17 protein-coding genes and 1 pseudogene are annotated in these 21,414 nt (G+C 66.3%); 3 read left to right on the forward strand and 15 right to left on the reverse strand.

Annotation, left to right across the window (positions count from 1 at the left end):
* Window positions 1-34: 34 nt before the first annotated feature.
* The 11 genes and pseudogenes from IP89_RS02030 to IP89_RS02080 all read right to left on the reverse strand — a co-directional run bounded on the left by IP89_RS02030 (window position 35) and on the right by IP89_RS02080 (window position 14,330).
* Window positions 35-1,990: an acetoacetate--CoA ligase gene (locus tag IP89_RS02030; RefSeq protein ID WP_043307265.1), complete on the reverse strand. Its 1,956-nt coding sequence runs from the start codon at window positions 1,988-1,990 to the stop codon at window positions 35-37.
* Window positions 1,991-2,037: 47 nt separating this feature from the next.
* The gene (locus IP89_RS02035; protein WP_043307267.1) at window positions 2,038-2,805 is read right to left on the reverse strand and encodes a 3-hydroxybutyrate dehydrogenase; all 768 of its coding nucleotides are present in this window, start codon (window positions 2,803-2,805) and stop codon (window positions 2,038-2,040) included.
* Between the two features lie 62 nt (window positions 2,806-2,867).
* Window positions 2,868-4,259, reverse strand: coding sequence for a GntP family permease (locus tag IP89_RS02040; protein ID WP_043307269.1), 1,392 nt, complete (start codon window positions 4,257-4,259; stop codon window positions 2,868-2,870).
* Between the two features lie 82 nt (window positions 4,260-4,341).
* Window positions 4,342-5,598 carry an OprD family porin gene (locus tag IP89_RS02045; protein ID WP_043307271.1) on the reverse strand — a complete coding sequence of 419 codons (1,257 nt, stop codon included), beginning with the start codon at window positions 5,596-5,598 and terminating at the stop codon, window positions 4,342-4,344.
* Between the two features lie 238 nt (window positions 5,599-5,836).
* Window positions 5,837-7,316: pseudogene (locus tag IP89_RS02050) on the reverse strand (sigma-54 interaction domain-containing protein).
* 82 nt (window positions 7,317-7,398) lie between these two features.
* Entirely contained in the window at window positions 7,399-8,301 is a 903-nt protein-coding gene (locus IP89_RS02055; RefSeq protein ID WP_043307274.1) for a hydroxymethylglutaryl-CoA lyase, read from the reverse strand.
* 28 nt (window positions 8,302-8,329) lie between these two features.
* The gene (locus tag IP89_RS02060) at window positions 8,330-10,279 is read right to left on the reverse strand and encodes an acetyl/propionyl/methylcrotonyl-CoA carboxylase subunit alpha (protein WP_043307275.1); all 1,950 of its coding nucleotides are present in this window, start codon (window positions 10,277-10,279) and stop codon (window positions 8,330-8,332) included.
* Window positions 10,276-11,076 carry a gamma-carboxygeranoyl-CoA hydratase gene (locus IP89_RS02065; protein WP_043307276.1) on the reverse strand — a complete coding sequence of 267 codons (801 nt, stop codon included), beginning with the start codon at window positions 11,074-11,076 and terminating at the stop codon, window positions 10,276-10,278. The genes IP89_RS02060 and IP89_RS02065 overlap by 4 nt, the downstream gene beginning before the upstream one ends.
* A gap of 3 nt (window positions 11,077-11,079) precedes the next feature.
* Complete coding sequence (locus IP89_RS02070) at window positions 11,080-12,687, reverse strand: carboxyl transferase domain-containing protein (protein ID WP_043307277.1); 1,608 nt, start codon at window positions 12,685-12,687, stop codon at window positions 11,080-11,082.
* Window positions 12,688-12,739: 52 nt separating this feature from the next.
* Window positions 12,740-13,903, reverse strand: a complete 1,164-nt coding sequence (locus IP89_RS02075; RefSeq protein WP_043307278.1) for an isovaleryl-CoA dehydrogenase — start codon at window positions 13,901-13,903, stop codon at window positions 12,740-12,742.
* A gap of 28 nt (window positions 13,904-13,931) precedes the next feature.
* Window positions 13,932-14,330: a MerR family DNA-binding transcriptional regulator gene (locus tag IP89_RS02080; RefSeq protein WP_043307280.1), complete on the reverse strand. Its 399-nt coding sequence runs from the start codon at window positions 14,328-14,330 to the stop codon at window positions 13,932-13,934.
* A gap of 97 nt (window positions 14,331-14,427) precedes the next feature.
* Here IP89_RS02080 and IP89_RS02085 point away from each other — a divergent pair, with 97 nt between their 5' ends.
* Both IP89_RS02085 and IP89_RS02090 read left to right on the forward strand, forming a co-directional pair.
* Window positions 14,428-15,195, forward strand: coding sequence for a 3-hydroxyacyl-CoA dehydrogenase (locus IP89_RS02085; RefSeq protein ID WP_043307281.1), 768 nt, complete (start codon window positions 14,428-14,430; stop codon window positions 15,193-15,195).
* 8 nt (window positions 15,196-15,203) lie between these two features.
* Window positions 15,204-16,331: an acyl-CoA dehydrogenase family protein gene (locus IP89_RS02090; protein ID WP_043307282.1), complete on the forward strand. Its 1,128-nt coding sequence runs from the start codon at window positions 15,204-15,206 to the stop codon at window positions 16,329-16,331.
* A gap of 51 nt (window positions 16,332-16,382) precedes the next feature.
* Here the strand turns inward: IP89_RS02090 and IP89_RS02095 are convergent, their stop codons facing one another.
* Window positions 16,383-17,312 (reverse strand): LysR family transcriptional regulator, encoded by a 930-nt coding sequence (locus tag IP89_RS02095; protein ID WP_043307283.1) that lies wholly within the window; start codon window positions 17,310-17,312, stop codon window positions 16,383-16,385.
* A 131-nt stretch (window positions 17,313-17,443) separates the two neighbouring features.
* Here IP89_RS02095 and IP89_RS02100 point away from each other — a divergent pair, with 131 nt between their 5' ends.
* A complete protein-coding gene (locus tag IP89_RS02100) occupies window positions 17,444-18,673 on the forward strand; it encodes an acyl-CoA dehydrogenase (RefSeq protein ID WP_043307286.1) in 1,230 nt (409 codons plus the stop codon).
* A gap of 56 nt (window positions 18,674-18,729) precedes the next feature.
* Here the strand turns inward: IP89_RS02100 and IP89_RS02105 are convergent, their stop codons facing one another.
* The 3 genes from IP89_RS02105 to IP89_RS02115 all read right to left on the reverse strand — a co-directional run bounded on the left by IP89_RS02105 (window position 18,730) and on the right by IP89_RS02115 (window position 21,412).
* Window positions 18,730-18,915, reverse strand: a complete 186-nt coding sequence (locus tag IP89_RS02105) for a hypothetical protein (RefSeq protein WP_043307288.1) — start codon at window positions 18,913-18,915, stop codon at window positions 18,730-18,732.
* A complete protein-coding gene (locus IP89_RS02110; RefSeq protein ID WP_043307290.1) occupies window positions 18,915-19,901 on the reverse strand; it encodes a TerC family protein in 987 nt (328 codons plus the stop codon). The genes IP89_RS02105 and IP89_RS02110 overlap by 1 nt, the downstream gene beginning before the upstream one ends.
* A gap of 155 nt (window positions 19,902-20,056) precedes the next feature.
* A complete protein-coding gene (locus tag IP89_RS02115) occupies window positions 20,057-21,412 on the reverse strand; it encodes a substrate-binding domain-containing protein (protein WP_043307292.1) in 1,356 nt (451 codons plus the stop codon).
* Between the last annotated feature and the right edge of the window lie 2 nt (window positions 21,413-21,414).

Below are 21,414 nucleotides of genomic sequence, written 5' to 3' on the forward strand. Positions count from 1 at the left end.
CCAGGCCTGAGCCTGGAGCAGATACCGATCCTGGTCAGCTACGCAGCTCTTCGAGGTCGCGGAACAGCTCCAGCGCCTGCGGGTTGGCCAGGGCGTCGGTGTTCTTCACCGGTTTGTCGTGCACCACGTTGCGCACGGCCAGTTCGACGATCTTGCCGCTGATGGTGCGCGGGATATCGGCCACGGCGATGACCTTTGCCGGTACATGGCGCGGCGTGGTGTTGGCGCGGATGACCTGGCAAATGCGCTGCTTGAGCTCGTCGCTCAGCGCTACGCCTTCGCGCAGGCGTACGAACAGCACCACGCGTACGTCGCCGTCCCAGTCCTGGCCGATGGCGATGGATTCCAGCACTTCCTCGACCTTCTCCACCTGGCGGTAGATCTCGGCGGTGCCGATGCGCACGCCGCCGGGGTTGAGCACCGCGTCCGAGCGGCCGTGGATCACCAGCCCGCCGTGTGCAGTTTCCTCGGCGTAGTCGCCGTGGGCCCACACGCCGGGGAAGGTCTCGAAATAGGCGGCGCGGAACTTGGCGCCGTCGGCATCGTTCCAGAAGCCTACTGGCATGGAGGTGAAGTGCTGGGCGCAGACCAGCTCGCCTTTCTCGCCGAGCACTGCCTTGCCTGCGTCGTCCCATACCTGCACGTCCATGCCCAGGCCCTTGCACTGCAGCTCGCCGCGGCGCACCGGCAGCACCGGGTTGCCGAGGGCGAAGCAGGAGACGATGTCGGTGCCGCCGGAGATGGAGGACAGGCAGACGTCGCTTTTGATGTCGCGGTAGACGTACTCGAAGCTCTCGTGGGCCAGCGGCGAGCCGGTCGAGAGGATGGCCTTCAGACGGCTCAGCTTGTGCGTCTCGCGCGGCTTGGCGCCGGCCTTTTCCAGGGCGGCGATGAACTTGGCGCTGGTGCCGAAGATGCTGATGTTCTCGGCGTCGATCAGGTCGATCAGGCGCTTGGCACCCGGGTGGAAGGGCGAGCCGTCGAACAGCACCAGGGTGGCGCCCAGGGCCAGGCCTGAGACCAGCCAGTTCCACATCATCCAGCCGCAGGTGGTGTAGTAGAACAGGGTGTCGTCGGCATGCAGGTCGGTGTGCAGGCCCAGTTCCTTGACGTGCTGCAGCAGGGTGCCGCCGACGCCGTGGACGATGCACTTGGGCACGCCGGTGGTGCCGCTGGAGTAGAGGATGTACAGCGGCTGCTCGAACGGCACTGGGGTGAACTCGGGCTCGCCGCCGGCCTGGTAGAAGTCCGACCATAGCGTAGTTAGAGCAACTGACTTGTAATCAGCAGGTCTAGCCTCGGGGCGCGAGTAGGGCACCACCACGAGTTGCTGCAGGCCGGGCAGGCGCTCGAGGATTTCGTTGAGCTTGCCGCTCAGGTCGAGGTTCTTGCCGGCGTAGCGGTAGCCGGCGGCGGCGATCAGTACCTTGGGTTCGATCTGGCCGAAGCGGTCGATCACGCCCTGGGTGCCGAAATCCGGCGAGCAGCTCGACCAGGTGGCGCCGAGGCTGGCGGTGGCGAGCATGCCGACCAGGGTCTGCCAGGTGTTGGGCATGAAGGCGGCGACGCGATCGCCAATGCCGACGCCGGCGGCCTTGAGGCTGCGCTGCAGGCCGGCGACATGGGCGGCCAGCTCGGCATAGCTAAGCTGCTCACGTGAGCCGTCCTCGCCAATGGCAACCAGCGCCGGGTGGTCATCGCGGCGGCGCAGCAGGTGTTCGGCGAAGTTCAGAGTCGCGCCAGGGAACCAGTGCGCGCTGGGCATGGCCGGGCCTTCACGCAGCACGGCCTCGGGCTGGGCGGCGAAACGCACCTCGAAGAAGTCGACGATGGCCTGCCAGAACGCCTCGCGCTCGCTCACGCTCCAGGCATGCAGGGCCGGGTAGTCGGCTAGTTGCAGGGCGTGGCGGCGGTTGACGAAGAGGCGGAAGGCATCCATGCGGGTAGCGGCGATGCGTTCGGCGGAAGGGGCCCAAAGTGGTTGGTTCATGCGGCAATCCTGAACTTCTTGTTGTGTATCGATTGTAGGGTAATGACTTACTGGGCGAGCCAGCCACCGTCCATGTTCCAGGCGGCGCCACGTACCTGTTCGGCTGCCTCGCTGCAGAGGAACAGAGCTAGAGCGCCGAGTTGTTCGGGGGTGACGAAATCCAGCGACGGCTGTTTCTCGGCCAGCAGGTCGTGACGCGAGCGGGCGACGTCGCCATCCACGGCGCGGGCGTCGATCTGTTTCTGCACCAGCGGGGTCAGCACCCAGCCGGGGCAGATGGCGTTGCAGGTGACGCCCGTGGTGGCGGTCTCCAGCGCCACGCTCTTGGTCAGGCCGACCAGGCCGTGCTTGGCCGCCACGTAGGCGCTCTTGCCGGCCGAGGCCGCCAGGCCATGGGCCGAGGCGATGTTGATGATCCGCCCCCAGTTGCGTGCGCGCATGCCCGGCAGCGCCAGGCGCGTGGTGTGGAAGGCCGAGCTGAGGTTGATGGCGATGATCGAATCCCAGCGCTCCACCGGGAATGCCTCCACTGGCGCCACGTGCTGGATGCCAGCGTTGTTGACCAGGATGTCGACACCGCCGAACTGTTCCTCGGCGAAGCGCACTAGGGCTTCGATCTCCGCGGGCTTGCTCATGTCCGCCGGGTGGTGGCGTACCTGGCCGCCGTGGGCGGCGACGGCCGTAACGGCTGCTTCCACGTCACCGAAGCCGTTGAGCACCAGGTTGGCGCCGGCTTCGGCCAGCTTGAGGGCTATCCCTAAGCCGATGCCGCTGGTGGAACCGGTGACCAGGGCGGTCTTGCCTTGCAGATTCATGTGCTTCTCCTGTTGCACGGGCCGCCTCGGCGGCCCGGTCGCGGGCTACACCCGCCCTACGGTTAGACGATGCCGGTGGCGTAGAACACGCCGATCACGACGAACACGGCCAGGGTCTTGATCAGGGTAATACCGAAGATGTCCTTGTACGCCTCGCGGTGGGTCAGGCCGGTGACTGCCAGCAGGGTGATCACCGCGCCGTTGTGCGGCAGGGTGTCCATGCCGCCGGAGGCCATCGAGGCGACCCGGTGCAGCACTTCCAGCGGAATATTGGCGGCGTTGGCAGCCTGGATGAAAGTGTCGGACATGGCCGCCAGGGCGATGCTCATGCCGCCCGAGGCCGAACCGGTGATGCCGGCCAGCAGGGTGACGGTGACCGCTTCGTTGACCAGCGGGTTGGGGATGCTTTTCAGTGCATCGGCCAGTACCAGGAAGCCGGGCAGCGAGGCGATCACCGCGCCGAAGCCGTATTCCGAGGCGGTGTTCATCGATGCCAGCAGCGCGCCGCCGACCGCGGTCTTGGTGCCTTCGGCCAGTTTGGCCTTGATTGCGCGGAAGCCGCAGATCAGCACCAGCAAGATGCCCAGCAGCAGCGCGGCCTGCACGGCCCAGATGCCGGTCAGCTTGGCCACTTCGCTGGTCACCGGCTGCGCCATGCCGGCCAGTTGCAGGCTGTGGGTCTTGCCGTAGATTTCCGGAATCCAGCGGGTGAACAGCAGGTTGGACAGACCCACCAGCACCAGCGGCGACAGCGCCAGCCAGGGGTTGGGCAGGGCAAGGTCGTCTGCCGTTTCCGGCTCGTTGCGCAGCTCGGTGCCATAGCCCTCGCCGCTGCGCTTGGCCTTGTTCAGCTGGCGGCGCAGATAGAGCATGCCGACGCTGAACACGAACAGGGTGCCGATCACGCCCAGCCACGGCGCCGCCCAGGAGGTGGTGCCGAAGAAGGTGGTGGGGATGATGTTCTGGATCTGCGGGGTGCCGGGCAGGGCGTCCATGGTGAAGCTGAACGCGCCGAGGGCGATGGTGGCCGGGATCAGGCGCTTGGGGATGTTGCTCTGGCGGAACATCTCGGCGGCGAACGGGTACACGGCGAACACCACCACGAACAGCGACACGCCGCCGTAGGTGAGCAGGGCGCAGACCAGCACGATCACCAGCATGGCCTGGTTGGTGCCGAGCAGGCGGATGGCCGCGGCGACGATGGAGCGCGAGAAGCCGGACAGCTCGATCAGCTTGCCGAACACGGCGCCAAGCAGGAACACCGGGAAGTACAGTTTGATAAAGCCGACCATCTTCTCCATGAACACCCCGGTGAAGGCAGGCGCCACGGCGGACGGGTCGGTGAACAGCACGGCGCCGAGGGCGGCGATGGGGGCGAAGAGGATGACGCTGTAGCCGCGGTACGCGGCCAGCATCAGCAGGGCTAGGGCCGCGAGGGCGATGATCACGCTCATTGAGCTGTCTCCTGTGCTGCGGCGCGGCGGACGCGCGCAGCGATATTGTTGTTGTGAGCCAGGTTGCCGGTGGTTGGTTCGCTTACCAGAGCGGCAGCACGTAGCTGAGGATCAGACGGTTCTCGTCCAGGTCATTGCCGAAGTTGCTCGAACGCAGCGTGGCGTTACGCCATTTGATGCCGAAGTTCTTCAGCGGGCCGTCTTGGAACACGTAGGCGATGTCGGTGTTGCGCTCCCACTCCTTGCCTTCCGACTTGCCGGCGCCCAGCTCGATGTTGTCGCCGGACAGGTAGCGGGTCATGAAGGTCAAACCGGGGATGCCGACGGCGGCGAAGTTGTAGTCGTAGCGCGCCTGCCAGGAACGTTCCTCGGCGTTGGCGAAGTCGCCGATCTGCACGAAGTTGACCAGGAAGGCGTCGGTGCCGCCGATGTAGGCGAAGCCGGTGTCGCCGCTCATGCGCTGGTAGCCGAGACCGAAGGCATGGCCGCCGAGGCCGTAGGTGAACATGGCGCCGAGCGCACGGTTGTCGACGTTGCTGTGGCCGTCGTCGTCGGAGCGGGCGAAGCGCAGGTCGCTCTTCAGCGACTGACCTTCACCGAGCGGCAGCAGGTGGGTCAGGTTGACGATGTGCTGGTCGTAGAGCTTGTCGAGCTTGGCGTAGCTGTAGCCGGTGGTGAGCTGGTCATTCCACTTGTAGCTGGCGCCGGCGAAGTCGAAGCGGTCGCTGTCGCCGCTGGCGACGATGCCACGGGCGCTGCCACTGGTGACGGTCATGTCCTCGCTGTCGGAGGAGTCGCGCTGGCTGACCTGGCGCAGCTGGCCGGCATCGAGGGTCAGGCCGGCGATGTCGGTGGAGTTCAGGTGCGCGCCGCGGAAGGTCTGCGGCTGCAGGCGCGAGTCGTTGGCCAGCACGGTGGGCAGCTTGGGCAGCAGGGTACCGACCTTGAGCACGCTGGCGCCGGCCTTGAACTTGGCGGTCAGGCCCAGCTCGCCGTATTCGTCCTGGGCGCCGTCGACCTTCTCCTTGTCGCGTGGCAGCAGGCCGGAGCCGGTGCGGTCGGGGCTGGAGTCGAGCTTGACGCCAAGCATGCCGAGGGCGTCCACGCCGACACCGATGGTGCCTTCGGTGAAGCCGGATTCGTAGCGCAGGAGGAAGCCCTGGGCCCATTCGTCCTGCTTGGACTGGGCGGCGCCGTCCTGGCGGAAATCGCGGTTGAAGTAAAAGTTGCGCAATTCCAGGCTGGCTTTGCCATCTTCGAGAAAGGCGGCCTGGCTGGGCAGGCAGGTACCGCCGAGGGCGGCGAGGGCAACGGCATGGCTGAGCGAGAGTTTGCTCACGGAGTATCTCCTGGCGCGGCGCCGTGGCGAACGAGGACGGTGCAGGATCGTCCCTGGAGCGAAGTTCGCACTACGTGCAGCGGTATTGTTGTTATTGGGGCTGCGGACTGGCCGCGCAGGGCTTATAGCCAGTTCTGTGCCAATAACGTAGGAGATTGATTTATAAGGATTTATTGTGTTTTTGGGATGAGACTTGAGCGACGTTTGTCTCTTATTGGAGACGACCTCTGCCGGGTTTCTAGCCAGGCCCCAGTGAATCCCAGCTGCAGCGCAAAATCTCTGATTGGAGACTTGTCTCCAAATCAAGACGAAAGCCCCAGGGCGACCATCTTCTTGTACAGGGTCGAACGGCCCAGCCCCAGGCGTTTGGCGGCTTCCGGCACGCTGCCGGCGTGCTCGGCCAGGGCCTGCTGGATCAGCTGGCGTTCGTAGGCTTCGCGGGCGGCGTAGAAGCCGCCTGCGGTCGAAACGCTGCTGAGCGGCGCAGTCGCCTGCGTGGCAGGCAGCGGCACGAAGCGGCCGATGGCGGTGCGCAGCGCTGCCGCGCCCAGGCGCGCCTCGTCGCCGAGCAGGGCCGCACGCTCCAGCACATTGCGCAGCTCACGGATGTTGCCTGGCCAGGCATGACTAGCGAGCAGGGCTTGGGCCTCGTTATCCAGCTCATGGTGGCCGGGTAGTTCATCGAGGATCGCCTCGCACAGCGCTGGCAGGTCGTCCAGGCGCTCGCGCAGCGGCGGCAGCTGGATCGGCAGGACGTTGAGGCGGTAGTACAGGTCGGCGCGGAAGCGGCCTTCCTGCACCGCAGCTTCCAGATCCAGCGAGGTGGCGGCGATCAGGCGCACGTCGCTGCGGCGCACCTCGTTGGAGCCGACCGGCTCGAATTCCTTCTCCTGCAGCACGCGCAGCAGCTTGCTCTGCAGGGCCAGTGGCATGTCGCCGATCTCGTCGAGGAACAGGGTGCCGCCCTGGGCGATCTGCAGCTTGCCGGGGCGGCCCTTGCGGTCGGCGCCGGTGAAGGCGCCAGGCGCGGTACCGAAGAACTCGGCCTCCAGCAGGGCTTCCGGAATCGCCGCGCAGTTGACGCTGACGAAGGGCTTGTGCGCCCGTGGCGAGGAACTGTGGATGGCGTGGGCCAGCAGCTCCTTGCCGGTGCCGGTTTCGCCGAGCAACAGCACCGGTGACTCGCTGGCCGCACCGCGGCGGGCGCGGCGCTTGACCTCCAGGCTGGCGGCGCTGGTGCCGATGAAGTGGGCGAAGCTGTACTTGGCCTGGCGTGCCTGCAGCAGCGAGCGGGTCGAGGCCAATTCTTCCTGGATCTGCATGAAGCGGGTCACCAGCGGCGCCAGGCTGCGCAGCTGGTCGAACAGGGCGAAGCCGATGGCGCCGATCACCGCGCCGGCATCGTCGTGCACCGGCAGGCGCATCACCACCAGCGGGCCGCCGGGGGTGTCGAGCATGTCCAGCAGGATCGGCTCGCCGGTCTCCACCACCTGGCGCAGCAGGCTGGACGGGATGACCTTTTCCACCTCTTGGCCGATGGCCTGGCTGGCGTCGTCCAGACCATAGCGACGGGCGTAGCGCTCGTTCATCCAGACGATGCGCGCGTCCTTGTCGACGATCACCGTGCCCTCGCTGGACTGCTCGACGATCTCGAACAGCGAGCGGATCGCCAGCAGGCGCACGTGCTGGTAGTCGCGCAGGGTGGAGGCGTCTTTCATCGGCAGTCTCGCTCAGGGGAAGAGGCCGAGCTTAGCGGGGCTCGGCCGTCGGGCAATCTGACCTTGGTCGCAGCGCCGGCGTTCAGCGCGACGCCAGGCGGGCGCGGGCGACGCGCGAGCCGTTGTCCTTGCCGAGCACCTGGCAGATGCGTGCACCGGCGTCGATCAGCTTGTCCAGGTCGATGCCGGTGTGGATGCCCAGGCCCAGCAGCAGGTAGAGCACGTCCTCGGTGGCGACGTTGCCGGTGGCGCCCTTGGCGTAGGGGCAGCCGCCGAGGCCAGCGACCGAGCTGTCGAACACGGCGATGCCTTCCAGGAGGCTGGCGTAGATATTGGCCAGGGCCTGGCCGTAGGTGTCGTGGAAGTGCCCGGCCAGCTTGTCGCGCGGGATATCGCGGCCGACTACCTCGAACATGGTGCGGGTCTTGCCAGCGGTGCCGGTGCCGATGGTGTCGCCCAGCGAAACCTCATAGCAGCCCATGGCGAACAGCTCACGCGCCACGGCGGCGACCTGCTCGGGCGCCACTTCGCCCTCGTAGGGGCAGCCGAGCACGCAGGAGACGTAGCCGCGCACCGTGATGCCGTGGGCCTTGGCCGCTTCCATCACCGGCACGAAGCGCTCCAGACTCTCGGCGATGGAGCAGTTGATGTTCTTCTGCGAGAAGGCCTCGCTGGCGGCGGCGAACACCGCGACTTCCTTCACGCCGGCCTCGACTGCGGCTTCGAAGCCCTTGAGGTTGGGGGTGAGGGCGCCGTAGACCACACCGGGGTTGTACTGGATGCCGGCAAACACCTCGGCGCTGCCGGCCATCTGTGGCACCCACTTGGGCGAGACGAAGCTGCCCACCTCGATATAGCTCAGGCCGGCGGCGCTCAGGTCATCGGTCAGGCGCACCTTGTCGGCCACGCTGATCGGCTGTTTCTCGTTCTGCAGGCCGTCGCGCGGGCCGACTTCGACCAGGCGGACGTGTTGCGGCAGGTTCATCTGTTCTCTCTCGCTTCGTGGGTGGCCCTCAGGCCTCTTCCAGCTCAACTAGTGCGGCGCCTTCGCCGACCATATCGCCCTCGGCGCAGTACAGCGCCTTGACCGTGCCGGCGTGAGGCGCGCGGATGCTGTGCTCCATCTTCATGGCTTCCAGCACCACCAGGGCGGTGCCGGCTTCTACGGCCTGGCCGGGTGCGACCAGCACGCGCACGATACTGCCGTTCATGGGCGCCGTCAGCCCGCCTTGGTGGGCGTGGCTGGCCTCGACCTCGGCGATCGGGTCGGCCTTGCGCACCTCGTGCAGGCGCCCCTGCCACTCCAGATACAGCGCATCGCCCTGGCGGATGGCACGGTGGGCGCGGCGCAGGCCGTCCTGTTCGAGCCACAGTTGCTCGCCCAGCAGCTGCGACTGCAGCGCGCCGCGCAGGTGCACGGTCTGGCGTTGTTCGCCACAGCTCAGTTGCAGGTCGGTCTCGCTGGCCAGGCCGGCGCGCCAGCCGAGGTTGCCGCTCCACGGCGAGTGATAGTCCTCATGACTGCGACGCGGTGCCTCGCTCTGCAGCCAGGCCTCGCCGGCCAGTTGCCAGAACTCGCTCGGCAGCTCGGCCACGTCCGGCAGTAGCTGCGCCTGGTGGCGGGGGATAAAGCCGGTATCCAGCTCGGCAGCGGCGAAGGCCGGATGGGCCAGCACGCGACGCAGGAAGGGCAGGTTGCTGGCGAAGCCGCCAACGGCGGTTTCCTCCAGCATGGCCAGCAGACGCTGACGGGCCTGCTCGCGGTCCTCGCCCCAGGCGATTAGCTTACCGAGCATGGGGTCGTAGAACGGCGAGACGGTATCGCCTTCGGCTACGCCGCTGTCGACCCGGCGGCCTTCACCGGAGGCCGGCTCGCGATACAGCTTGAGGTCGCCGGAGGCGGGCAGGAAGTCGTTGTCGGTGTCCTCGGCGTACAGGCGCACTTCGATGGCGTGGCCATTGAGCGGCACCTGCTCCTGGCTGATCGGCAGCGCCTCGCCACGGGCGACGCGAATCTGCCAGGCCACCAGGTCGAGGCCGGTAATGGCTTCGGTAACCGGGTGTTCCACCTGCAGGCGGGTGTTCATCTCCATGAAGAAGAACTGGCCGCGGGCATCGAGCAGGAATTCCACGGTGCCGGCGCCGACATAGCCGATGGCCTGGGCAGCCTTGACCGCCGCCTCGCCCATGGCGCGGCGCAGTTCGGGCGACAGACCCGGGGCTGGGGCTTCCTCGACCACCTTCTGGTGGCGACGCTGGATTGAGCAGTCGCGCTCGTTGAGGTACAGGCAGTTGCCGTGGCTGTCGGCGAACACCTGGATCTCCACGTGGCGCGGCTGCAGCACGTATTTCTCCACCAGCATGCGCGAGTCGCCGAAGGCGGACTGGGCTTCACGCTGGGCGGATTCCAGGGTCTCGGCCAGTTCGGCTTCGCGCTCGACCACCTTCATGCCCTTGCCGCCGCCACCGGCGGCGGCCTTGAGCAGTACCGGGTAGCCGATGCGCTCGGCGGCGACGCGGAAGGTTTCCACGTCCTGGGCTTCGCCGTGGTAGCCGGGCACCAGCGGCACGCCGGCGTCTTCCATCAGCGCCTTGGCCGCCGACTTGCTGCCCATGGCGTCGATGGCCGTGGCGGGCGGGCCGAGGAAGACCAGGCCGGCGGCCTCGATGGCGCGGGCGAAGCCGGCGTTCTCGGAGAGGAAGCCGTAGCCCGGGTGGATGGCCTGGGCGCCGCTGGCCTTGGCCGCGGCGATGATCTTGTCGACCAACAGGTAGCTCTCGGCCGGCTTGGCGCCGCCGAGGTTCACCGCCAGATCGGCTTCGCGCACATGGCGCGCATGGACGTCGATGGCGCTGTGCACGGCCACGGTTTTCAGGCCCTGGGCCTTGGCGGTGCGCATCACCCGGCAGGCGATTTCGCCGCGGTTGGCCACCAGCAGGGTGTCGATGTGCTTGCGGCTCATGCTTGCGGCTCCTGCCAGGCGGGCGTGCGTTTTTCCAGGAAGGCGTTGAGCCCCTCCTGGCCTTCGGGGCTGACGCGGATACGGGCGATGGCGTTCTCGGTGTAGCGGCGCAGCGGCGGGTGGAGCACGCCGCTGGCCACTTCGCGCAGCAGGTCCTTGCTCACCTGCATGGCCTGCGGGCTGTTGAGTAGCAGGTTGCTGACCCAGCTCTCGACCTGGGCCTCCAGCTCGCCGGCCGGGTAGGCCTCGGCCAGCAGGCCCAGCTCACGGGCGCGATTACCGGAGAAGCGCTCTGCGGTCAGCGCGTAGCGGCGCGCGGCGCGTTCGCCCAGGGCCTGTACAACGAAGGGGCTGATCACTGCCGGGGCCAAACCGATGCGCACTTCGGACAGGCTGAACAGCGCGTCGTCCGCGCCGATGGCCATATCGCAGCAGCTCACCAGGCCCACCGCACCGCCGAAGGCCGCGCCCTGGACCACGGCCAGGGTGGGGATCTTCAGAGCGTTGAGGTTGTACATCAGCTCGGCCAGCTCGCGGGCGTCGTTGAGGTTGGCGTTGTAGTCGAGCTTGGCCGAGGCCTGCATCCAGGCCAGGTCAGCGCCGGCGGAGAAGTGCTTGCCGCGGCCGCGCAGGAGCAGGAAACGAAGGCTCTTGTCGGCAGCGATGGCGTCGATGGCGAGGATCAGCTCGCGAATCATCTCGGCGTTGAAGGCGTTGTTCTTGTCCGGGCGGTTCAGCCACAGGGTGGCTAAACCGCGCGGGTCTTTTTCCAGCTGTACGGTAGTGAAGTCGGTCATGGCTTACATCCGGAACACGCCGAACTGAGTCGGCTCGATGGGCGCATTGAGGCTGGCGGACAGTGCCAGACCGAGTACGTCGCGGGTCTGCGCCGGGTCGATCACACCGTCGTCCCACAGACGGGCGCTGGAGTAGTAGGCGTGGGCCTGCTGTTCGTACTGGGCGACGATGGGCTGCTTGATGCGCGTCTCTTCCTCGTCGCTGAACGGCTGGCCGGCGCGGGCGGCCTGCTCGCGCTTGACCTGTACCAGCACGCCGGCAGCCTGCTCGGCGCCCATCACGCCGATCCGCGCGTTGGGCCACATCCACAGGAAATGGGGGTCGTAGGCGCGGCCGCACATGCCATAGTTACCGGCGCCGAAGCTGCCGCCGATGATCACGGTGAACTTCGGCACCCGGGCGCAGGCCACGGCGGTGACCAGCTTGGCGCCGTGCTTGGCGATGCCACCTTCCTCGTACTTCTTGCCAACCATGAAGCCGGTGATGTTCTGCAGGAACAGCAGCGGGATGCCGCGCTGGCAGGCCAGCTCGATGAAGTGCGCGCCTTTCTGCGCGGCTTCCGCAAACAGAATGCCGTTGTTCGCCAGGATGGCCACCGGGTAGCCGTGGATATGGGCGAAACCGCAGACCAGGGTGGTGCCGAACAGCGCCTTGAACTCATCCAGCTCGCTGCCGTCGACGATGCGCGCGATCACTTCGCGCACGTCGAAGGGCTGCTTGGCGTCGGCCGGGATCACGCCGTACAGCTCCTCGCTGCCATGCTGCGGGGCGATAGGTGTGCGCGCCTGCAGCTGGCCGAGCTTGCGCCAGTTGAGGTTGGCGATGCAGCGCCGGGCCAGGGCCAGGGCGTGCTCGTCGTTCTCGGCGTAATGGTCGGCTACGCCGGAGGTCTTGCAGTGCACATCGGCGCCGCCGAGTTCCTCGGCGGTCACCACCTCGCCGGTGGCGGCTTTTACCAGGGGCGGGCCGGCCAGGAAGATGGTGGCTTGGTTGCGCACCATGATGGTTTCGTCGCTCATCGCCGGCACATAGGCGCCGCCTGCGGTGCAGGAACCCATGACCACGGCGATCTGCGGAATGCCCTGGGCGCTCATGTTGGCCTGGTTGAAGAAGATCCGGCCGAAGTGTTCGCGATCCGGGAACACCTCTTCCTGGCGCGGCAGGTTGGCGCCGCCGGAGTCCACCAGGTAGATGCACGGTAGGCGGTTCTGCTGGGCGATGGTCTGCGCGCGCAGGTGCTTCTTCACGGTCAGCGGGTAGTAGCTGCCGCCTTTCACCGTGGCGTCGTTGGCGATGATCATGCATTCGACGCCTTCCACGCGGCCGATGCCGGCGACCACGCCGGCGGCTGGCACTTCTTCGCCGTACACCTCGTGGGCGGCCAACTGGCCGACTTCGAGGAAGGGCGAGCCGAGGTCCAGCAGGCGGTTGATGCGCTCGCGTGGCAGCAGCTTGCCGCGCGAGGTGTGACGTTCCTGGGCCTTGGCGCCGCCGCCTTCGTGGACGCGGGCGAGCAGGGCGCGCAGATCGCTGACCTGGGCGAGCATGGCCGCGCTGTTGGCAGCGAACTCCGGCGAGCGGGTGTTGATCTGGGTATGCAGGATGGCCATCTGGCGCGCTCCGTCGACGGCGGCTGGGCAGGGCGCCCGTGCCGCCCGGTGATCACTTGGTCTCGTTGTACAGCTCGCGGCCGATCAGCATGCGGCGGATCTCACTGGTGCCGGCGCCGATCTCGTACAGCTTGGCGTCACGCAGCAGGCGGCCGGCCGGGTACTCGTTGGTGTAGCCGTTGCCGCCGAGCAGCTGGATGGTGTCCAGAGCCATCTTGGTGGCCATTTCGGCGGTGTAGAGGATCACCGCCGCAGCGTCCTTGCGCGACTCTTCGCCGCGGTCGCAGGCCTTGGCCACGGTGTACAGGTAGGACTTGGAGGCGTTCATGCCGGCGAACATGTCGGCCAGCTTGCCCTGCACCAACTGGAACTCGCCGATCGACTGCTTGAACTGCTGGCGCTCGTGCACGTAGGGCAGCACCACGTCCATGCAGGCGCTCATGATCCCGGTCGGGCCGCCGGAGAGCACGGTGCGCTCGTAGTCCAGGCCGCTCATCAGCACGGCCACGCCACGGCCTTCGCCGCCGAGGATGTTTTCCTCCGGTACTTCCACGTCCTCGAACACCAGTTCGCAGGTGTTGGAACCGCGCATGCCCAGCTTGTCCAGCTTCTGGTGGCGGGAGAAACCCTTGAGGTCGCGCTCGACGATGAACGCGGTCATGCCGCGCGAGCCGGCGTTGATGTCGGTCTTGGCATAGATCACGTAGGTGTTTGCGTCCGGGCCGTTGGTGATCCACATCTTGTTGCCGTTGAGCACGTAGCGATCGCCGCGCTTCTCGGCGCGCAGCTTCATCGATACCACGTCGGAACCGGCATTGGGTTCGCTCATGGCCAGGGCGCCGATGTGCTCGCCGGAGCACAGCTTGGGCAGGTACTTGGCCTTCTGCTCGTGTGTGCCGTTCTTGCGGATCTGGTTCAGGCACAGATTGGAGTGCGCGCCGTAGGACAGGCCGACCGAGGCGCTGGCGCGGCTGATCTCTTCCATGGCCACCACGTGGGCCAGGTAGCCCATGTTGGTGCCGCCGTATTCCTCTTCCACGGTCATGCCGAGCAGGCCCATGTCGCCGAACTTGCGCCACATGTCCATGGGGAACTCGTTGTCGCGGTCGATCTGCGCCGCACGCGGGGCCAGCTCGGCCTGGGCGAACTGGTGCACCGAGTCACGCAGCATGTCGATGGTCTCGCCGAGACCGAAGTTGAGGGTCGGGTAGCTCATGGTTCCACCTGTAATTGTTGGATTAAGTTCAGGAAGTAACGCTTTGATCTGAAACAGTTTCTGCCAGTGCAGCCAGGCAGCGCTCTTCGGCCGTGTCGAGCTCCAGCTGCATCTGTTCGATGTCCAGCAATTGCTGCTCCAGCTGGGCGCGGCGGGCGGCGATCTTGGCCATGAAGGTCTCCAGCTGCTTGCGATTGCCGCTGCTGGGGTCGTAGAGGTCGATCAGCTCCTTGCACTCGGCGAGGGAAAAGCCGATGCGCTTGCCGCGCAGGATCAGCTTGAGGGTCACCAGGTCCTTGGGCCGGTAGATGCGCTCCTGGCCGCGGCGCTCGGGCACTAACATGCCTTGCTCCTCGTAGAAGCGAATGGCGCGGGTGGTGACATCCAGCTCGCGGGCCAGATCGGAGATGGAGTAGGTGATGGACATGGCCGGCTCTCGTTTACCTTTACGTTAACGTAAACCTGTGCAAATCTGCCTGTCAATGTCGGCAGGGTCCGACGCCTCATCGATTCGAGGACTGTTCATGCGTATCGAAGACTCCGTATTCCTGATCACCGGCGGCGGCTCCGGCCTCGGCCTGGCCAGTGCTCGCGAGCTGGTCGGCCAGGGTGCCAAGGTGCTGTTGCTGGACATCAATGCCGAGGCCGGCGCCAAGGCGGCCGCCGAGCTGGGTGAGCGGGCGCGTTTCCTGCGTGCCGATATCAGCAGCGAGGCCGATGGCCGCGCTGCCGTGGAAGACGCCCTGCAGGCCTTCGGCGCCGTGCATGGGTTGGTCAACTGCGCCGGTATCGCGCCGGCCGAGAAGGTCATCGGCCGCAATGGCGCCCACGGCCTGGACAGCTTCCGTCGCACCATCGAGATCAACCTGATCGGCAGCTTCAACATGCTGCGCCTGGCCGCCGAGGCCATGGCCAGGAATGAACCAAACGAGGGTGGCGAGCGTGGCGTGATCATCAACACCGCCTCGGTGGCCGCCTTCGACGGGCAAATGGGCCAGGCCGCGTACTCCGCGTCCAAGGGCGGCGTGGCCGCCATGACCCTGCCGGTGGCGCGCGACCTGGCTCGCTCGGGCATCCGCGTAATGTGCATCGCGCCGGGCATCTTCGAGACGCCGATGATGGCCGGCATGCCCCAGGAGGTGCAGGACTCCTTGGCCGCCAACGTGCCGTTCCCGCCGCGCCTGGGCCGCCCGGCCGAGTATGCCGCGCTGGTCCGCCATATCGTCGAGAACGCCATGCTCAACGGCGAGACCATCCGCCTGGATGGCGCGCTGCGCATGGCCGCCAAGTGAGGTGAACGATGCTGCCCAGTGAACAGGACATCCTGATCCGCGACATGGCCCGCCAGTTCGCCCAGGAGCGGCTGAAACCCTTCGCCGCCGACTGGGACCGCGAGCATCGCTTCCCCGCCGAGGCCTTGAGGGAAATGGCTGACCTCGGCTTCCTCGGCATGCTGGTGCCGGAAGAGTGGGGCGGTGCGGCCACCGGCCATCTGGCCTACGCCATGGCTCTGGAGGAGATCGCCGCCGGCGACGGCGCCTGCTCGACCATCATGAGCGTGCACAACTCGGTGGGCTGCATGCCCATCCTCAAGTTCGGCAGCCAGGAGCAGAAACAGCGCTTCCTCCAGCCCTTGGCCAGCGGCGCCATGCTTGGCGCCTTCGCCCTGACCGAGCCACAGGCCGGTTCCGATGCCAGCGACCTGCGCACCCGCGCGCGGCGAGATGGTGATCACTATGTACTGAATGGCGCCAAGCAGTTCATCACTTCCGGCAGCCACGCCGGGATGGTGATCGTCTTCGCCGTGACAGACCCGCAAGCCGGCAAGAAGGGCATCAGCGCCTTCATCGTGCCGACCGACACGCCCGGCTATTCGGTGGTGCGGGTGGAGGACAAGCTTGGCCAGCACGCCTCGGACACCTGCCAGATCCAGCTCGACGAGGTGCGCATCCCGGCATCATTGCGCCTGGGTGAGGAGGGCGAGGGCTACCGCATCGCCCTGAGCAACCTGGAAGGCGGGCGCATCGGCATCGCCAGCCAGTCAGTGGGCATGGCCCGCGCCGCATTCGAGGCGGCGCGCGACTACGCCCATGAGAGGCAGACCTTCGGTAAGCCGATCATCGAGCACCAGGCCGTGGCCTTCCGCCTGGCCGACATGGCTACGCAGATCGCCGTGGCGCGGCAGATGGTGCATCACGCAGCTAGCCTGCGCGAAGCCGGCCAGCCGTGCCTGACCGAGGCCTCGATGGCCAAGCTGTTCGCTTCGGAGATGGCCGAGAAGGTCTGCTCGGCGGCGATCCAGACCCTGGGCGGCTACGGTTACCTCAAGGATTTCCCGGTGGAACGCATCTACCGCGATGTGCGCGTGTGCCAGATCTACGAGGGCACCAGCGATGTGCAGCGTATGGTGATCACGCGCAGCCTGTAGGGAACAAGAAAAAAGGGGCCGAAAGGCCCCTTTTTCATGCGAGTTGCATCGTCAGGCCGATTCGGCGGCCTTCTTTTCCTGGGCGATGACCTGCTGCGACAGCTCGATCAACTGCTCGCGCATCCAGCGGTTGGCCGGGTCCTGGTCGGTGCTCTCGTGCCAGTACAGGTGGGTCTCCAGGGCCGGGACGTCGTTGACCGGCAGGTCGACGAAGTGCAGGCCATGGCGACGGGCGAAGCGCTCCGGCACGGTCACCGCCATGTCGGTGTTGTGCAGCACGCTGGAGGCCATCAGGTAGTGCTGCGAGCGCAGCGCCACCTTGCGTTGCAGGCCCATCTTGCCCAGTGACAGGTCGACGTAGCCGAGGCCGCTGCGGCGGCTGGAGATCTGGATATGGGTCAGCGACAGGTATTCGTCGAGGTTCAGCTTGTCCTTGGCCAGCGGGTGGGCCGGGCGCATGGCGCAGACGTAGCGATCTTCCATCAGCTTGACGTGGCGTACCTGCGGGTCGGTGTTCAGCGGCGCATCCACGGCGAAGTCCAGGCGGCCGGCGGCCAGCTCCTTGGTGGTTTCGCGGCGCTTGGCCTGGAAGCTCTCGATCTGCACCGAGGGCGCCAGCCGGCGCAGACGCTGGAACAGCGTCGGCAGGAGGATCTGCTCGGAGAGGTCGGTCATGCTGATGCGGTAGGTCTTGTTCGCCTGCAGGGCGTTGAAGGTGCGGCTCTCCTGCACCGACACGCGCAGCAGCTGCAGGGCGTTGCGCACCGGGCCGATGATGTTCTGCGCCATCGGCGTGGGCACCATGCCCTGGGCGGTGCGCACGAACAGCGGGTCGTTGAAGGTTTCGCGCAGGCGCGCCAGGGCGTTGGAAACGGCCGGCTGGGTGATGCCGACGATCTGCCCGGCGCGAGTCAGATTGGCCTCGGTATAGATGGCGTCGAAGACGATGAAGAGGTTGAGATCGACCTTGTTCAAATTCATGTCCCGCTCCGTGCATCAAGCCTTATCGCATATTGCTTATGAATGTTGATAAGGGAGGAAAATAGCTTAGATAAATCGAGGGTGCTGTTCTAGCATCATTCCACATCGAAGCCAACCACCAAGGTATGCCCATGGATTTCGCCTACTCCCCCAAGGTCCAGGAACTGCGTGAACGCGTCACCGCCTTCATGGAAGCCCACGTCTACCCGAACGAAGCGGTGTTCGAGCAGCAGGTCAACGAAGGTGACCGCTGGCAGCCGACCGCGATCATGGAAGAGCTCAAGGCCCGCGCGAAGGCCGAAGGCCTGTGGAACCTGTTCCTGCCGGAATCCGAGTACGGCGCCGGCCTGACCAACATGGAATACGCGCCGCTGGCCGAGATCATGGGTCGCTCGCTGATGGGCTCCGAGCCGTTCAACTGCTCCGCACCGGACACCGGCAACATGGAGACCCTGGTGCGCTACGCCAGCGAAGCGCAGAAGAAGCAGTGGCTGGAGCCGCTGCTGTCCGGCGAAATCCGCTCCGCCTTCGCCATGACCGAGCCGGGTGTGGCTTCCTCGGACGCCACCAACATGCAGGCCAACGCCGTGCGCGATGGTGACGAGTGGGTGATCAACGGCCGCAAGTGGTGGACCTCCGGCGCTTGCGATCCGCGCTGCAAGATCATGATCTTCATGGGCCTGACCAACCCGGACGCGCCGCGCCACCAGCAGCACTCGATGATCCTGGTGCCGACCGACACCCCGGGGGTGAAGATCCTCCGCCCGCTGCCGGTATTCGGCTACGACGACGCCCCGCACGGCCACGCCGAAGTGCTGTTCGAGAACGTGCGTGTGCCCTATGAGAACGTGCTGCTCGGCGAGGGTCGCGGCTTCGAGATCGCCCAGGGTCGCCTCGGCCCAGGCCGTATCCACCACTGCATGCGCTCCATCGGCATGGCCGAGCGCGCGCTGGAACTGATGTGCAAACGCGCCGTCAGCCGTACCGCTTTTGGCAAGCCGCTGGCCCGCCTGGGTGGCAACATCGACCACATCGCCAACTCGCGCATCGAGATCAACCAGGCCCGCCTGCTGACCCTGAACGCCGCGTACATGATGGATACCGTGGGCAACAAGATCGCCCAGAGCGAGATCGCCCAGATCAAGGTGGTAGCGCCGAACGTCGCGCTCAACGTGATCGACCGCGCCATCCAGATCCACGGCGGCGCCGGTGTCTCCAACGACACGCCGCTGGCGTACTTCTACGCCATGCAGCGCACCCTGCGCCTGGCCGACGGCCCGGACGAAGTGCACCGCGCGGCCATCGGCAAGTACGAGATCGGCAAGTACGTGCCGCGTGACGCGATGAAAGCCAGCCGCTGATTGTCAGCTGCAATGCAAAAGGCCCGCGCAAGCGGGCCTTTTCGTTGCTGGGCGGTTCAGGAGTGTTCTTCGCTGCTCTCGTCACGCTGCTGCTGGCGCAGCCAGCTGAAACGCTGGTGCAACTGGGCGGCGAAGGTGCGTGCCGCCAGCTCCTCATGAAAGCTCAGGGTGCGTTTGCCCAGGCTCACCAGCCATAGCGCATGGCCGTTGTGCTCTCGTCGTTCGATACGGACATCCGGCATCAGGGCTCGCTCTTCTGCTCGCGGGTCTTCAACAGCGACAGCAATACGCCGCCAGCCAGCAGGCCGAAGGTTACCCCGAGCGAGAGCAGGGCGGGAATCTTGCCGATGAAACCGTGCAGGAAGATCTTGCCGCCGATGAAGATCAGCACCAGCGCCAGTGCGTACTTCAGGTAGACGAAACGGTGCATCAGAGCCGCCAGGGCGAAGTACAGCGAGCGCAGGCCGAGGATGGCGAAGATGTTCGAGGTGTAGACGATGAACGGGTCCTGGGTGATGGAGAACACCGCCGGTACGCTGTCCACGGCAAACACCAGGTCGGCCAGCTCGATCAGCACCAGGGCGAGGAACAGCGGCGTGGCATAGAGCAGGGAGTGCTCGGCGCCTGGCGGGCGATGGCGAATGAAGAAGTGCCCGCCATGCAGCTCGTCAGTGACCCGCAGATGCTTGCGCAGGAAGCGCAGCAGCGGATTCTGCGACAGGTCCGGGTGCTGCTCCTCGCGGCTGAACATCATCTTCACCCCGGTGAACAGCAGGAAGGCGCCGAACACATAGAGAATCCACTCGAACTCCTGCACCAGCGCCGTGCCCAGGCCGATCATGATCGCGCGCAGCACGATGACGCCGATGATCCCCCAGAACAGCACCCGGTGCTGGTAGCGCCGTGGAATGCCGAAGAAGCCGAAGATCATCGCCATGACGAACACGTTGTCCATCGACAGCGACTGCTCGACCAGGAAGCCGGTGTAGAACTCCAGGGCCGGCTGGCTGCCCAGTTCGTACCAGACCCACAGGCCGAACAGCACGCCGACGCCGAAGTAGCCGCTGTACAACAGCAGGCTCTCGCGCATTTCGATTTCGTGCTGGTCGCGGTGCAGGATGCCCAGGTCGAACACCAGCAGGGCGATGACGATGGCCAGGAAGCTCAGCCACAGCCAGGTGGCGGTGCCGAGTACGGGCGAGGTGAGAAAGTCGATCAGCGGATCCATGAGCCCCTCCGTCGCTGTCTGACAGACAGTGACTCCGACATCACGGCGATGGCTCGCCGCCAGAGGGGCCCGGCGTCACTTGGACCGGCCGTTGTGGCCGGTCATGTGGTTAAGGCTAGGTGGGCTCGGCGGGTTCGGCAACCGCGCGGGGCGACTCAGTAGACCCAAACCTCGACGCGGCGGTTCTTCAGACGGCCTTCGTCGGCATCGTTGGCGGCCACCGGCATCTGTTCGCCGAGACCGGAGATTTCCTTGAAGATCACCCCGCCCTTGGACAGGTCGCGGCGCACGGCCATGGCGCGCAGCTTGGACAGCAGGGCGGCGCGCTCGGGGTCGCTCTTGGGGTCGCCGAAGCCGACCAGCACCACCTTCTGGCGCAACTTGTCGTTGCCCTTGAGGTAATCCATGACCCGCTCGATATCGCGCTGGGCCTTGTTGTCCAGGGTCGCGCTGCCTTCCTGGAAGCGGAAGTTCACCGACAGGCGCTGGGCCTCATCAGCCAGCTTGCGGTAGTCGTCGGGCATGTGCGCGCTGGCCTGAACCTTGACTGCCTTGACCGTCTGCGAGATGAAGCCGCTTTTTTCGACGATGGCCTGCCCGGCCGGGCTGTGGGCGAACTGCACCAGGGCCTTGACCCATTCGTTGGTGCTGCCTGGCGGGTTATAGAGGAACAGGCGACGCGACAGCGGGTAGTCCTCGGTGGCGATGGTCGCGGCGCTCGGTGGCATGGGCTGCGACTGGCCGTCAGCGATCGCCAGGGCCTTGCTGCTGCGTACGTAGGGCAGGCCGATGAAGCCGATGCCGCCCGGGTCCTGGCTGACGCCATCGGACAGCTTGTCGCTGGACTCGAAGCGCTTGGCCCCAGCGGTCAGGGCCTTGCCATGGGCGGCCAGGACCAGCTCCTTGAAGGTATCGAAGGTGCCGGACTTGTCATCGCGGGCATACACGCTGATGGCGCCGGGCTTGCCGCCCAGGGCCGACCAGTCCTTCACCTCGCCGGCGAACACGGCGGCGATCTGCTCGGTGGTCAGCGCCTGCAGCGGGTTGTTCGGGTTGACGATGATGGCCAGGCCGTCGATGGCGATGACCTGCTCGGCGCTGGCGCCACGCATGTCGCCCAGACCTTCCAGGCTGCCGGCCTCGGCATCCTTGATTGGCCGCGACGAGGCGGCCAGGTCGGCGCTACCGTCCTGCAGGGCGACGAAACCAGTGCCGGAGCCGTGGGCGGCGACGTTGACCTGCAGGGTGCGGCCCAGCTTGTCTTCGGCCAGCACGTGCTGCTCGTTCTCCGCGCCGGGTTCGACGCGCACATTGCCGAAGCCCTGGCTCTCGAACAGGCCGACCACCAGGGCCGGGCCGAGCTTGGCGCCGATGGTGTTGGAGCCCTGGATGCGCAGGAGCGTGGAACTGTCGGCGGCGAACACCGACCAGGGCAGGGCGTAGCAGATGAAACCGAGGAGCAACCATGCATAGACATGGCCGGGAGTGTGCCGATCACTGGCGCGGGACATGG

This window comes from Pseudomonas sp. ML96 (assembly GCF_000761545.1).
GTDB lineage: Bacteria > Pseudomonadota > Gammaproteobacteria > Pseudomonadales > Pseudomonadaceae > Aquipseudomonas.

What these genes read in the sequence shown, in the direction of transcription:
- IP89_RS02030 (WP_043307265.1), bottom strand. Translation starts at nt 1,990, where the DNA reads ATGAACCAACCACTTTGGGCCCCTTCCGCCGAACGCATCGCCGCTACC.
- IP89_RS02035 (WP_043307267.1), bottom strand. Translation starts at nt 2,805, where the DNA reads ATGAATCTGCAAGGCAAGACCGCCCTGGTCACCGGTTCCACCAGCGGC.
- IP89_RS02040 (WP_043307269.1), bottom strand. Translation starts at nt 4,259, where the DNA reads ATGAGCGTGATCATCGCCCTCGCGGCCCTAGCCCTGCTGATGCTGGCC.
- IP89_RS02055 (WP_043307274.1), bottom strand. Translation starts at nt 8,301, where the DNA reads ATGAACCTGCCGCAACACGTCCGCCTGGTCGAAGTCGGCCCGCGCGAC.
- IP89_RS02060 (WP_043307275.1), bottom strand. Translation starts at nt 10,279, where the DNA reads ATGAGCCGCAAGCACATCGACACCCTGCTGGTGGCCAACCGCGGCGAA.
- IP89_RS02065 (WP_043307276.1), bottom strand. Translation starts at nt 11,076, where the DNA reads ATGACCGACTTCACTACCGTACAGCTGGAAAAAGACCCGCGCGGTTTA.
- IP89_RS02070 (WP_043307277.1), bottom strand. Translation starts at nt 12,687, where the DNA reads ATGGCCATCCTGCATACCCAGATCAACACCCGCTCGCCGGAGTTCGCT.
- IP89_RS02075 (WP_043307278.1), bottom strand. Translation starts at nt 13,903, where the DNA reads ATGAGCTACCCGACCCTCAACTTCGGTCTCGGCGAGACCATCGACATG.
- IP89_RS02080 (WP_043307280.1), bottom strand. Translation starts at nt 14,330, where the DNA reads ATGTCCATCACCTACTCCATCTCCGATCTGGCCCGCGAGCTGGATGTC.
- IP89_RS02085 (WP_043307281.1), top strand. Translation starts at nt 14,428, where the DNA reads ATGCGTATCGAAGACTCCGTATTCCTGATCACCGGCGGCGGCTCCGGC.
- IP89_RS02090 (WP_043307282.1), top strand. Translation starts at nt 15,204, where the DNA reads ATGCTGCCCAGTGAACAGGACATCCTGATCCGCGACATGGCCCGCCAG.
- IP89_RS02095 (WP_043307283.1), bottom strand. Translation starts at nt 17,312, where the DNA reads ATGAATTTGAACAAGGTCGATCTCAACCTCTTCATCGTCTTCGACGCC.
- IP89_RS02100 (WP_043307286.1), top strand. Translation starts at nt 17,444, where the DNA reads ATGGATTTCGCCTACTCCCCCAAGGTCCAGGAACTGCGTGAACGCGTC.
- IP89_RS02105 (WP_043307288.1), bottom strand. Translation starts at nt 18,915, where the DNA reads ATGCCGGATGTCCGTATCGAACGACGAGAGCACAACGGCCATGCGCTA.
- IP89_RS02110 (WP_043307290.1), bottom strand. Translation starts at nt 19,901, where the DNA reads ATGGATCCGCTGATCGACTTTCTCACCTCGCCCGTACTCGGCACCGCC.
- IP89_RS02115 (WP_043307292.1), bottom strand. Translation starts at nt 21,412, where the DNA reads ATGTCCCGCGCCAGTGATCGGCACACTCCCGGCCATGTCTATGCATGG.